Origin of the sequence: Terrimonas pollutisoli, from assembly GCF_029360765.1 — a bacterium.
GTDB lineage: Bacteria > Bacteroidota > Bacteroidia > Chitinophagales > Chitinophagaceae > Terrimonas_B > Terrimonas_B pollutisoli.
Genome location: NZ_JARKNA010000012.1, coordinates 123,457 through 135,536 on the forward strand (window position 1 = coordinate 123,457; position 12,080 = coordinate 135,536).

Below are 12,080 nucleotides of genomic sequence, written 5' to 3' on the forward strand. Positions count from 1 at the left end.
AATTAGTGATGTCTGATTTGAGGATGTCTGATTTACAGGGATAAAATCATACATCAGACATGAGCAAATCATACATCAGAAATAAAAGCCTATTCTATGAACAGAAAAGAATTACAGGAAAGAACTAAAAAGTTTCATGTGGATGTAATTAAACTTTGCAGTGGTTTTCCAAGAAATGCTGCTGGATTTGAAACTGCAAAACAATTAATCAGGGCTGCAGGTTCTGTTGGATCAAATTATAGAGCCACAGTAAGAGCAAAGTCGGATGCTGACTTTATTTATAAAATTGAAATCGTCTTGGAAGAGGCTGATGAAAGTCATTACTGGCTGGAAGTTTCGAGAGATGCAGAATTAGCAAAAGGGGCAGAACTAAACAGACTAATTGGTGAAGCAAACGAACTCACAGCTATTTTTGCTGCAACTGATAAAACGGCTAAGAAGAATAAAAGACGATAAAGTTGATTTAGGGATGTCTGATTTAAAGATGTCTGATTTAGGGAAGATATCACCAAATCATACATCATATCAGACATTACCAAATCATACATCAGACATTACCAAATCATACATCAGACATTTTATGTATTTACAACGACGAAACAGAATCCTCAGAACAAATCCTTCCATCAGATCCCTTGTTGCTGAAACTATGCTGACCCCGGCCGATTTTATCGCCCCGCTTTTTATTGATGAAGGGGAAAACATGAAGACAGAAATAGCTTCCATGCCGGGTTATTATCGGAACAGTATAGATTTTACCGTAAAAGAAGTAAAAGAACTATGGAACCTGGGGATCAAATCTGTTTTACTTTTTATCAAATGCAGGGATGAAGAAAAAGATAATACGGGCAAAGAAGCGTGGAATCCCGATGGGCTGATGCAACGAAGCATCAAAGCAATCAAAGAGGCTGTGCCGGATATACTGGTGATGACAGATGTAGCACTTGACCCCTACTCTACCTATGGCCACGACGGGATTGTAAAAGATGGTGAGATCATTAATGACGAAACGGTAGAAGCGCTTTGCAAAATGAGTGTGAGCCATGCCCGGGCCGGCGCCGATTTCGTAGCACCCAGTGATATGATGGATGGCCGCATCGGCGCCATAAGAAAATTTTTGGAAGATAACGGTTTTACCAAAACAGGTATCATGAGCTACAGCGCTAAATATGCTTCCTGCTTTTATGGTCCGTTCAGGGATGCACTGGATAGTGCGCCGGGCTTTGGTGATAAAAAAACCTACCAGATGGATTATGCCAACCGCCGTGAAGCCATCAAAGAAACATTAATGGATGTGGAGGAAGGTGCAGATATTGTAATGGTAAAACCTGCCATGGCTTATCTCGACATTATTCGTGAAGTAAAAAATGCCGTCACTGTTCCTGTGAGTGCTTATCATGTCAGCGGTGAATATGCGATGATCAAAGCAGCCGCAGAGAAAGGTTGGATCAATGAAGAGAAAGCTATCATCGAGAGCCTGACCTCTATCAAACGTGCCGGTGCCGATCTCATTGCTACTTATTTTGCCAAACAGGCAGTAAAACTGATTTCATAATTAAGGATCAAAGATCCTTTCACTTTTCACTTCTCACTTTTCATTTTTTACTATCATGTACAACAACAGCCAGTCTCTTTTCTCCCGTGCACAGCAATCTATTCCCGGTGGCGTCAATTCACCGGTAAGAGCATTCAAAGGTGTAGGCGGTACTCCGCTTTTTATAGCAAAAGCAAAAGGCAGTTACCTGTATGATGCAGATGGCAATCAATACATCGATTATATTGCCAGCTGGGGCCCGCTGATCCTGGGTCATGCCTACGAACCAGTGGTGAAAGCTATACAGGAAAAAGTATTGGATGGAACATCATTTGGTGCGCCTACAGAACTGGAAATAGAAATGGCGGAACTTATAAAGATGATGGCGCCAAATATTGACCTGGTAAGAATGGTGAGCAGCGGTACTGAAGCCTGTATGAGTGCTATCAGGCTTGCACGAGGATATACTGGCAGAAATAAATTTATCAAATTTGAAGGTTGCTATCATGGACATGCTGATGCGTTTTTGATAAAAGCCGGAAGCGGTGCGGCTACCCTGGGTATTCAACATGTGCCGGGGATACCTGCAGCGGTAGCGGATGATACATTGACTGCGCCTTATAATGATTTGAGTGCCGTTGAAAAATTAATTGAACAAAATAAAAACCAGGTCGCCGCTATTATCATTGAGCCGGTGGCGGGCAATATGGGTTGTATTTTACCAAAACCCGGATTTTTAGAAGGACTTCGCAACCTTTGTACCCGTGAAAATATCGTGTTGATCTTTGACGAAGTGATGACCGGGTTCAGATTATCAACCGGTGGCGCACAACAAACGTTGAAGATTGACGCCGATCTTGTCACCTATGGAAAAGTCATTGGCGCCGGTTTGCCCGTTGGTGCTTTTGGTGGCAAAAAAGAGATCATGGAGTGCATTGCTCCGCTCGGAAATGTATACCAGGCTGGAACGCTCAGCGGTAACCCGGTTGCGATGATTGCAGGTTATACGCTTTTGCAGGAACTAAAGAATAACCCTTCTATTTATACAGAATTGGAGGAAAAAACAATTGAGCTGAAAAACCGGATGACAGCAATTTTTGCCGGTAAAAAGATTCCCGTGCAGATCAATCAACTGGGCAGCATGATCAGTGTTCATTTCACGGAAGAACCGGTTGTAGATTTTGCCAGTTCTGCAAGGGCGAGCCAGGACAAGTTTCGGTCTTTCTTTCATCATATGCTGCAATCCGGTGTTTACCTGCCCCCTTCCGCTTTTGAAAGTTGGTTTTTGAATAATGCATTGTCGGCTGACGACATTGATAAGACTATTTCGGCAATAGCATATTTTAAATAGAGTGTAAAACCTAAAATCATTTCGTTCTCACATACACATGCTTGATATTGGTCTTTCCTGATTTACGTTCATCAATTTCAAATTTGTTCATGCTTTTAATTAAGGGAAGCAATTTTACGAAGCCGTAATTCCGCGAATCAAAATCCGGTTTTTTCTTTAAAAGCAATGTACCGAGGTTACCCAAAAAAGCCCAACCATCTTCGTCAGCTATGTCATTAATGCTATCAGCGATCAATCGAATCAAACCCTTATCTACAGGTCGAATGATATCATTGGCGGGAGCATTCGCCTTAGCACCTTTGGAGGGCTCCGGGTTAACGGATGCGTCTTGCTGTGTTTTCAATATTTCCAGGTAGATAAACTTATCGCATGCTGAAATAAATGGCAAAGGAGTTTTCTTTTCGCCGATACCAAATACTTTCATTCCCGCCTCCCTGAGTCTTGTTGCGATTCTTGTAAAATCACTATCACTCGACACAATACAGAATCCATCCACTCTACCGGTGTATAAAATATCCATGGCATCAATAATCATGGCCGAATCGGTGGCATTTTTACCGGAAGTGTAACTATACTGCTGAACAGGTGTGATGGCATTTTCCAGCAAAACGTTTTTCCATCCACTCACATGTGGCTTGGTCCAATCCGCATAGATCCGCTTAAAAGTTGGCGTGCCGTATTTAGCTATTTCTTCCATCATTTCTTTCACGTTGGTATAGGGAATATTATCCGCATCGATCAGGACGGCCAGCCGGAGGTCTTTTGTCGTTTCCATGTAATTGAAAAGTATTTCTTCTAAAGTTAGTCATAAGAAGACAAAGCTTCTCTCATCAAGCAGTTTGCACCCTTCGTCAAACGAATTTTAACTCAACCATAGGATGCTTTTGCTTTGTGTATGAGAAATCAAATCAAACATCTTTCTACAATTCACTAACTAAAAAATTATTGTATGTCAACACTTATCAGCAAAACAAAAAAGCTACTACAGGCAGCAGGCATTTTGGCTATTTCGGCTACCATCTTTTCGTTTTCTTCCGGCGCCGGCGGAGAAGGGTTTGAAATTTACCTGAACAACAAGGTGGTCTTACAACAATTTGGCAACGAGATGAAAGTGGTGAAAACATTGCGACTGGATCAATCCAACGAAAACGATGAGTTATCAGTACGCTATCATCATTGCGGCAAAGTCGGTAAAAACAGGGTAATCACTATTAAAGACGGCAATGATAATGTGCTGAAGCAATGGAAATTTACTGATGCTTCCAGCGCTGCCGCCAGCATGACCTGTAAAGTAAAAGACATTCTTGCTTTACAGAAAGGAAAAGATAAAACCATAAAGCTTTATTATGCCTCCACTGAATTGCCACAAGGACGGCAGTTGGCATCCATTGTCGCCGGAACAAAAGCAGTGGCCAAACTATAGCTATAGTTGTAAAGCAAATGAGCTTAATGAAGGTCGTGACAGAATTGAACCACGGAGACACAGCGGCACGGCGACACCAGGTTATTTCTATCAACTTCGTGTCATGGTGTCTTTGTGTCTCTGTGTTGCAAAATAGTTGTCCCTGCTTTTTAAGGCGAAATTTGTCAAACTTTGACTGCCATAAATTTTTGGCGCAATTGACCAAAAAAGTACTTTTAGTCAAAATTATTTATGCAATCCAAGGCTACCACTCCTGAGCAATACATTAAAGAATTACCCGAAGACCGTAGAGAAGCCATCATCAAACTGCGGGAAACAGTGCTGAAGAATTTGCCGAAAGGTTTCAAAGAAACCATGTCGTATGGCATGCTGGGCTATGTTGTCCCCCATGAAATTTATCCTGCAGGTTACCATTGCGATCCCAAACTTCCACTCCCCTTTGCCAATATTGCTTCGCAAAAAAACTTTATCGCCTTTTATCACATGGGTGTTTACTCTGATCCTGCCTTACTAAAATGGTTTACGACTGAATATCCTAAACATTCACCTGCTAAATTAGATATGGGTAAAAGTTGTATCCGGTTCAAAAAACCGGAGCATATTCCTTACAAGCTAATTGGGGAATTGGTAAAAAAAATATCTGTCAAAGATTGGATCAAAACCTATGAAGAAAATCTGAAGAGATAAGAAGTTCACCTGATCAGCACTTTATAAAATTTTTCCAGTTCAGTTGTTTCAGCGGCAGAAAACACTTCGTTGTTTTCGTATTTGCTTTTAAAAAACAATACTCTTTTATGCTGCGGATATTTGTCCAGGATTTCGTTGATTAGCTGTCCCGTTCGTTCGTCCTTTGTGTAGAGCGGCTTGTTTTCGGGTAAGTCAGATTTGAATCTTGTCGGCCGTTTTAGGATCATTGCTTCCAGTGTGGCCAGTTTATTGGCAGGAATGGCTGCTACCTTTTCCGCTTTTTGATACAGCCCTTCCAATTGCTTTTTACTGAGCCCACCCCGCTCTTCATATTGATAAGCCAGGCTTTTAATAAAATTGGACGCTGGGAAGGCTGTCGCCGTCAGTTCGAGCAAATCTTTTACAATATCTACTTCCGGTTTCTTTCTAAACATACTGTGATCTAAAAGTGATGAAATAAGCCATAAAATTTTCGAGGTAAAATTATACCAGCCACCGATGAATCCCGACTTGTCGGGACCATGTGGCAAAAAAACAATAAAAATTAACACATGAAAGTAAGAAACTTTAAAAGACAAACGGGTTAATCCTGCGGGAAAAAACGAAAGGCGACCGGGATGCAGGTAAAAAAAAACGCAATATCATCGGCTATCGCCTTCCCCGCATTTTTTTAGCAAGGAATTTGCATACCAATAATGATCCCTGGTACCGAAGTAATCACATCTTCCAAAAACTCTATGACATGAAAAGAATAATTTTCTTACTCCTTATTTGTTTCGTTGCTGTTTCCCTGCAGGCTCAGTTAAAAACGACACCGGTTTGTCCCGCTGTCACTGTGGATGTATTGGACGGCCGGGTCAATGGTCTGCGAATCACCGACAATGTGGCCCAGATCAAATCAAAACTTCCTTGTTTTACAAGTGCCGAAAATGAAAGTGCGACTGCTAAATGCGGCGGCGGTGTTTTTTATAAAGACCGGGATATTTATTTCTATACGGCGAGGGATTATGTTGAGATAGGCCCTAAGTTTAAAGGCAAATTGTCTGTTCCTTTAATGGGGGCAAGCCGGGGCAGCCTTTTTAAATGGTTGGGGAACCCTAAAATAAAAGATGTGAAATGGGATGCTTTTACAACGGCGTATGGCATTCTGATACTCTACTATAACAGCGCCAAAAGGGTCAATAAAATTCAATTCAGTACACAGTCAACAGAAACGATACAACTTTGCGAATAGAGAACCACAAAAAAACTCCCTTACAAAGAGGGAGTTTTTTATTAATCGTTTATGTCCTGTCAATCCATCGGGCGGTTCGATTCTCTTTCATCAATTACATAAGTCTTTGTCCACCTGTCATGCCAGGGATAAGTAGGATTGCCTAAAGCACTAAAGGCATTAAATGGTACGGCCCGGCTGAGTCCGCGGAAAAATGCGGCCTTAGCTGTAACATCAGTTCCATCTTCATTCACGGCACGGGTACCTGTTATTAATTTGCCCAGTGACTTGCCTTTAAACACAGCTTCTATTACAAACATATACAAGCCATACAACAGTAAGGTGAACAGGCGATCCAGCAAATTAAAACCAAGATCATCTTCGTTAATCGACTCAATTGTTTGTGGGCTGACAATTGCCCAAACAATTCCGCCAGCAAAGACTAAAGCATAGAACACGAGGAGATCTATCAGGTAATTGGCAAATCGTTTGCCCATGCTGGCCTGCACTAAATGATATTCCGGTTCAGCAAAGAGATGTTGTTCTGTGGTTTCCATGATTGTAGATTTTAAATTGTGGTGGTTTATTTTTTTGCGGACAAGATATAACAAACATAGCAATGGTGGAATAGGCGGACTTTATTTGAATGTTTGAGACTTGCCTCATTTTTAGTTTTGACAGAAAAGAATTCAGAAAATACAGATAATTAAAATGGCTAATGTTGCCGGTAAAGGTCTGGGAGACAATATGCGCAGTGTCCACCTGCCGGCCAATAACCATCACAAGCCGGCTTGATTGTAAAATGAACTGATAATGTTGGCCTTCGTTATTTTTGAGAACTGAATATTTTTTATGCAATCATTGGCAAACCAGCTTATCCATTTCTACGAAACATTAGATCCACCGGCGTTACCTAAACGTATAGGGATGCTTCGTCCGCAGACGGATAAAAAAATAATGACGATTGTAAAGAAGTTTTTCAAAACATACTATGGTGATAATAAATCAAGAAAATTAATGCTGGGAATCAATCCGGGCAGGTTTGGTGCCGGTATTACCGGCATCAATTTCACGGCGCCCCGTCAATTGAAAGAGAATTGCCATATCGACCATCCTTTCGGCAATAGTTCTGAATTATCCGCCGAGTTCATTTATGAAGTGATCGAAGAATATGGTGGCGCAAAAAAGTTTTATGGCGATTATTTTATAGGCGCCATGTCTCCACTTGGTTTTGTCAGTAATGGAAAGAATATCAATTATTACGACGATAAAAAATTGCAAACGGTCCTTACTCCTTTCATTACTGCCACCATTCAGCAGCAGTTGCTAATGGGATTTAAAAGTGACACTGTCTATTGTATCGGTGGCGAAAAGAATTTTACTTTCTTATCGGCGTTAAATCACAAGCACCAGTTTTTTGAGAAAATTATTCCGTTGCCCCATCCAAGATTCATTATGCAATACCGCCGCAAAAAGAAGCAGGAATACATTAAGCTTTACCTCGATCTCCTTAATAATTGAAGGCGCATCCCGCAGAGTTTAAACAGGTGAGCCTCAGAGCAAAGTTTTTCTATCCCGCTGCATAGCTTTTATTCGTACCTTTTACATTCCCGGTAATCCAGCGTTATTACCATTACGAAATGTTCTTTTCTTCATCATTTAAAAAAGGAGGCAATTATGTTTGTACGTCTAACCTATCTAAACTTTTTGCCCGGAAAAATGGAAGAGGCAAAAAGTATTTACAACAGTGAACTTGTTCCTATTGTAAAAAAACAAAAAGGAAATCTCGATTGCAGGATGCTTGAACCCCTGGACAAAACGGACGATTATATTTCCATGACAGTCTGGGACAGCAAAGAAGATGCAGATGCTTACCATTCAAGTGGTGTTTACAAGCAATTAGTGGACCGGGTAAGAGATACTTTTTCTAAAGCCCCTGTATTAAAGGTCTATTCTTCAGAACCAGTCATGGAGCACGCCTAGAAAATTTAATTTGCAACGAAGCGATTTTACATTTCAAACCGGGGCTTTTGAGAGTCCCGGTTGTTTTTAAAGCTTTACATTTTTTTATTTATCAGCCTTACACCCTTCCAGGAAATCTTTGATCCCCAATACGATCTTATCGGCCACCTGCTGTTGAAACCCTTCATCCAATATTTTCATTTCCTCCGCAGGGTTACTTAAGAAAAGTATTTCAACTAAAGCATTGGGATATTCGATGGGGCTGTTGAGCATAAAGTTAAAACTGCCGGTATTACCCCACTCCTGCAATCCAAGTTCCAGCATTCTTTTGTAAATGTCGCGGCTCAGATCCCTGAAACCAATATGACGGTAGTATGTGCTGGTGCCGCCCACATTGATGGGATCGCCGGAGGAATTGAGATGAATACTTACCAGGAGGTCTGGCATGCTATCGCGGTACATCAAAATCCTGTCCTTATTATCGACAAAAGTTTCCATCGTTCTTGTCATGATCACCTTTGCACCTTGTAGCCGCAATGCCTGTCTTAGTTTTAAAGCTACTGCCAACGTCAACTCTTTTTCAATAGAACCGGTCGGGCCGCTGGCGCCTGTATTGCTGCCTCCATGTCCGGCATCAATCGCTATTCTCAGGTGTCTCAATTCGAGACTTTCCGGTTGCCGCCGTATTTTGATCATCAAGCGGGTGCCACTATAATACACCTGGTAGCCCCAATGCTGTTTATGTTTTAGCTCAATTGTCACACGCAGTACTTCATCCTCCAATTGCTCATAGTACACATTTTTTATTTCTCTGGTATTTTCCAACTGGGTGATCCAGTTCGTATTATTGGTGGCGCCAAAAATATCCACCACGATTTTTGAAGGGTCGATATGTTGTGCAGACTGATAAGGCAGCCGGGCAAACATGCCTACCTGTACATAATCAAATGCGGAATCACCGAATACCTGGAAGTTTGTAGTTAATGAAGATGGCGTAAATGCACCCTTCGGCAACCTGTCCACCACATCGTCGGGAATATAGGCGCTGCGGTACTTTGATAGCTGCACCCGGTACAGCGAGCCGACTTTACCCGTCATCCTGAGTGGTATCAGCGAATCGATATATCCGATCTTTGCACCACCCAGCCTGTCGTCGCCTAAACCAAACAGCAGGTGAGCAAGGCGCCCCTTGGTGATGAGCATATCAGGATCCGCGGCATTCACAACAGATAGCTTACTGTCTGCTCTCCGGGTTATACTATTACCGTTTTCGTCGGTGATGGTAAAAGGCATCCTGGTCATCAAAAAACTGTCTGCAGGTTGTATCGTATACTCACCCTGGTAAATACCGGGCATCGTATTCGATGAGTTAACCGGCATTTCATAGAGTGGAATATTGCCATTTGCTACAACCGAGCATTTCGTCAATCCCTTCACCCGAAACTGTAGTTGATCTCCTGGTCTTAACACCAGGTTTCCTTCAGGAAATATTTTAATATCCGCAATAGCCAATTCCTTTACCGTATCGGGAATGGGAACAGTGTAGGTATAAGTGAGTTTTTTATTAGCAGTGGATCTGTCAGTTCCGGAAGCCGATAGCGTAAATGTGTTGACACCCGGTTTCATATTCAACTCGTATGCAAAGGCGCCTGTTGGATAAACATAAACAGGTTCCTTATTGATCGTAAGTGTGCAATTTTTACAGGTAGCGCCCGACACAAAATGTTTCGGGGATCTTACCGCGTTATTTTCACGTGCCGGATCCAGTAGCTTTATAAAAGCTTTGTTTGGATTTTGCGCATGTAAAACAACACTCATTAAACACAATAGGGATACGAGCCATTTCTTCATCACGGTTATTGATTATTCAACGCTAAAAATACCACATTTATATTGTTTGAACTTCTTGTAACATCTTATCTATCTTTATATTGCTTTTTGTAACAGCTATATGATTGCTATTATTTATATCATGGGAGTTTCCGGTTCCGGCAAGACAACAGTGGGGGAAAAACTATCCGGGGCAACCGGCATTCCTTTTTTTGATGCAGACGATTTTCACTCTGTTGCCAATAAAAATAAAATGAATGCGGGCCATCCGCTGAATGATGATGACCGAAAGGAGTGGCTGCAGAACATCAATGAAAAAGCAAGGGAAGAAGCGGGAAAGAAAGGAGCAATCATCGCCTGTTCTGCGTTGAAAGAAAATTATAGAAACGTATTGGCCGGCAAAATAGCCTGTCCCGTTTACTGGGTCTTTTTACAAGGTGATTACCAGTTGATCCATGAAAGAATTAACGACAGGAAGGGTCATTTTATGCCTGCAGAACTCTTACGATCACAATTTGAAATACTCGAAGCTCCTGCGAACGGACTGGTTATTGACATCAGCAAGAAGCCGGATGAGATCGTAAAAATAATTTTACGCCAGTTGAATTTACCTACCAATAAAGTCAGTTGATTTCCTTCCAGGGAGGGTTTAACAGGTGACCGTTTCGTTGCAACAACACGCGGAGTTTAGCCAATTGAAATTCGAAACTTTCCATCATCCACGGCTTATGTTCTATTTGCTTTGCCGCTTCAACTGATTTCTTGTAGTTGTCAAATTCCCCGAGAGCAAAAAAGGCCTCCGCTTTGTTGACATGAATCCAAAATTTTTGCCCGGTGATATAATCTTTCTGTTTTTGTAATACGTCGTTATCCGCCATCGTCTTTGTCAGTCGCTCTTCCCGCCGGATAATATCGTTCCAGTCATTTTCACATACCTGCAAAACCCTGCGCCGCGTATGATTGGCATATACCATATCTGCGATTTGCTCTTCCTTCGTGCTGCATAACGAAGAATTGGCCCGGCAGTTTTGCATATAAGCCAGGTTGACGCAGTTGTAACGGTTGTTCAATAAATAATAACCGCGTTGGAAAAACAGGATAGCATTATTCAAATGCTCATCCCCCTGTCCCAACTCATAAAAGTTTTTCTCAATGGCGCCTGCCAGGGTTACTGTTTCGGGATCATTGGTATGCTCAAGGTCAAGTTGGCCTAATATCTTCAGGGCATCTGATAATGCCGTGATGGCATCGGGCTTCTGAGATTTATAAGTAGCCAGTGTTAGCCGTTGGATCAGGTAAGGGTCATTGCTCAGGGAGTGCGACTCTGCCCCATCCATACCTAATAAAAGCGCAGAGTCAAACAATTTCCTGGCTTTTACATATTCTTTCCGGTCGATAGCATCTTCTCCCTGTTCTATCAATAAAGCCAGTGTTTTATTTTGCTTAACTTTTGGTTTTCTGCTTAACACTTTTACATCACCGTCGTCCCCCTCGCCTTCTTCGTGGTGGTTGTGCTGGCGTACTTTTTCTTCGATCTGCTCTTCCAGCAAAGGTGGGATCAATCCATCGAGATAGGTATAAACCGGGCTATCCGGCTCCCGTTTATCCAGCACTGACTGAAGTGTTTCCCCAAGCACTTTTCTGAATCGCTCTACTTCCTCATATTCTATTCCTTCACCCAGGTGTGTATAGCTGGTGATTTTGATATGGTTGAGATCAAAGGGATAAGCCAGCTTGTCTTCCGAGATGACGATAGTTGTTTGTGCACGGAGCGCATGCCGGATACCTAACTCGTAAAACGCATTGACATTAGCCGTAGACAGATCGGCGATGACAACATCAGCCTTTAAAAGCTCCCGGTACATATGGACATCGATAGAACCTGCATGGATAATTTCATCGGCTCTTGTGCAGACAAGCCCTTTTTCTTCAACAACAGGCTTAATCAATAGGCGGTAAGATTTGTTTAGGTCGAGTTTGCGGCCGGTAGCATAATCGGTCTTTATGCCAAAGCCCATTACCACAAAGCACTGACCCCGCTTTCCAGATAAGGTTTGGTTGTCTCTCATAAGTAATTTTT

At 42.1% G+C, this 12,080-nt stretch carries 14 protein-coding genes; 9 read left to right on the top strand and 5 right to left on the bottom strand.

Annotation, left to right across the window (positions count from 1 at the left end):
- Positions 1–96: 96 nt before the first annotated feature.
- From P2W73_RS17955 to hemL, 3 genes are all read left to right on the top strand, one after another.
- Positions 97–456 carry a four helix bundle protein gene (locus tag P2W73_RS17955; protein ID WP_276503470.1) on the top strand — a complete coding sequence of 120 codons (360 nt, stop codon included), beginning with the start codon at positions 97–99 and terminating at the stop codon, positions 454–456.
- Between the two features lie 124 nt (positions 457–580).
- Positions 581–1,555: a porphobilinogen synthase gene (gene hemB, locus P2W73_RS17960; RefSeq protein WP_276503471.1), complete on the top strand. Its 975-nt coding sequence runs from the start codon at positions 581–583 to the stop codon at positions 1,553–1,555.
- Between the two features lie 55 nt (positions 1,556–1,610).
- On the top strand, positions 1,611–2,885 hold the full coding sequence (gene hemL / locus P2W73_RS17965) for a glutamate-1-semialdehyde 2,1-aminomutase (RefSeq protein WP_276503472.1): 1,275 nt from the start codon (positions 1,611–1,613) through the stop codon (positions 2,883–2,885).
- A 16-nt stretch (positions 2,886–2,901) separates the two neighbouring features.
- On the opposite strand, the gene P2W73_RS17970 is transcribed toward hemL, so the two are convergent.
- Positions 2,902–3,660, bottom strand: a complete 759-nt coding sequence (locus P2W73_RS17970; RefSeq protein ID WP_276503473.1) for an NYN domain-containing protein — start codon at positions 3,658–3,660, stop codon at positions 2,902–2,904.
- 174 nt (positions 3,661–3,834) lie between these two features.
- Here P2W73_RS17970 and P2W73_RS17975 point away from each other — a divergent pair, with 174 nt between their 5' ends.
- Both P2W73_RS17975 and P2W73_RS17980 read left to right on the top strand, forming a co-directional pair.
- Positions 3,835–4,308, top strand: coding sequence for a hypothetical protein (locus P2W73_RS17975; RefSeq protein WP_276503474.1), 474 nt, complete (start codon positions 3,835–3,837; stop codon positions 4,306–4,308).
- Between the two features lie 231 nt (positions 4,309–4,539).
- A complete protein-coding gene (locus P2W73_RS17980; protein ID WP_276503475.1) occupies positions 4,540–4,995 on the top strand; it encodes a DUF1801 domain-containing protein in 456 nt (151 codons plus the stop codon).
- Between the two features lie 5 nt (positions 4,996–5,000).
- On the opposite strand, the gene P2W73_RS17985 is transcribed toward P2W73_RS17980, so the two are convergent.
- Positions 5,001–5,429 carry a hypothetical protein gene (locus tag P2W73_RS17985; RefSeq protein WP_276503476.1) on the bottom strand — a complete coding sequence of 143 codons (429 nt, stop codon included), beginning with the start codon at positions 5,427–5,429 and terminating at the stop codon, positions 5,001–5,003.
- A 308-nt stretch (positions 5,430–5,737) separates the two neighbouring features.
- Between P2W73_RS17985 and P2W73_RS17990 the strand changes: the two genes are divergently transcribed.
- Positions 5,738–6,229 carry a hypothetical protein gene (locus P2W73_RS17990; protein ID WP_276503477.1) on the top strand — a complete coding sequence of 164 codons (492 nt, stop codon included), beginning with the start codon at positions 5,738–5,740 and terminating at the stop codon, positions 6,227–6,229.
- Positions 6,230–6,288: 59 nt separating this feature from the next.
- Here the strand turns inward: P2W73_RS17990 and P2W73_RS17995 are convergent, their stop codons facing one another.
- Entirely contained in the window at positions 6,289–6,765 is a 477-nt protein-coding gene (locus P2W73_RS17995; RefSeq protein WP_276503478.1) for an RDD family protein, read from the bottom strand.
- Between the two features lie 295 nt (positions 6,766–7,060).
- Here P2W73_RS17995 and P2W73_RS18000 point away from each other — a divergent pair, with 295 nt between their 5' ends.
- Both P2W73_RS18000 and P2W73_RS18005 read left to right on the top strand, forming a co-directional pair.
- Positions 7,061–7,729: a uracil-DNA glycosylase family protein gene (locus P2W73_RS18000; protein ID WP_276503479.1), complete on the top strand. Its 669-nt coding sequence runs from the start codon at positions 7,061–7,063 to the stop codon at positions 7,727–7,729.
- Positions 7,730–7,885: 156 nt separating this feature from the next.
- Positions 7,886–8,191 (top strand): antibiotic biosynthesis monooxygenase family protein, encoded by a 306-nt coding sequence (locus P2W73_RS18005; protein WP_276503480.1) that lies wholly within the window; start codon positions 7,886–7,888, stop codon positions 8,189–8,191.
- 84 nt (positions 8,192–8,275) lie between these two features.
- On the opposite strand, the gene P2W73_RS18010 is transcribed toward P2W73_RS18005, so the two are convergent.
- Complete coding sequence (locus P2W73_RS18010) at positions 8,276–10,021, bottom strand: N-acetylmuramoyl-L-alanine amidase (protein ID WP_276503481.1); 1,746 nt, start codon at positions 10,019–10,021, stop codon at positions 8,276–8,278.
- Positions 10,022–10,121: 100 nt separating this feature from the next.
- Between P2W73_RS18010 and P2W73_RS18015 the strand changes: the two genes are divergently transcribed.
- Entirely contained in the window at positions 10,122–10,631 is a 510-nt protein-coding gene (locus P2W73_RS18015) for a gluconokinase (protein ID WP_276503482.1), read from the top strand.
- Here the strand turns inward: P2W73_RS18015 and P2W73_RS18020 are convergent.
- Positions 10,624–12,069 carry a tetratricopeptide repeat-containing protein gene (locus tag P2W73_RS18020; protein WP_276503483.1) on the bottom strand — a complete coding sequence of 482 codons (1,446 nt, stop codon included), beginning with the start codon at positions 12,067–12,069 and terminating at the stop codon, positions 10,624–10,626. The genes P2W73_RS18015 and P2W73_RS18020 overlap by 8 nt on opposite strands.
- Positions 12,070–12,080: the final 11 nt, after the last annotated feature.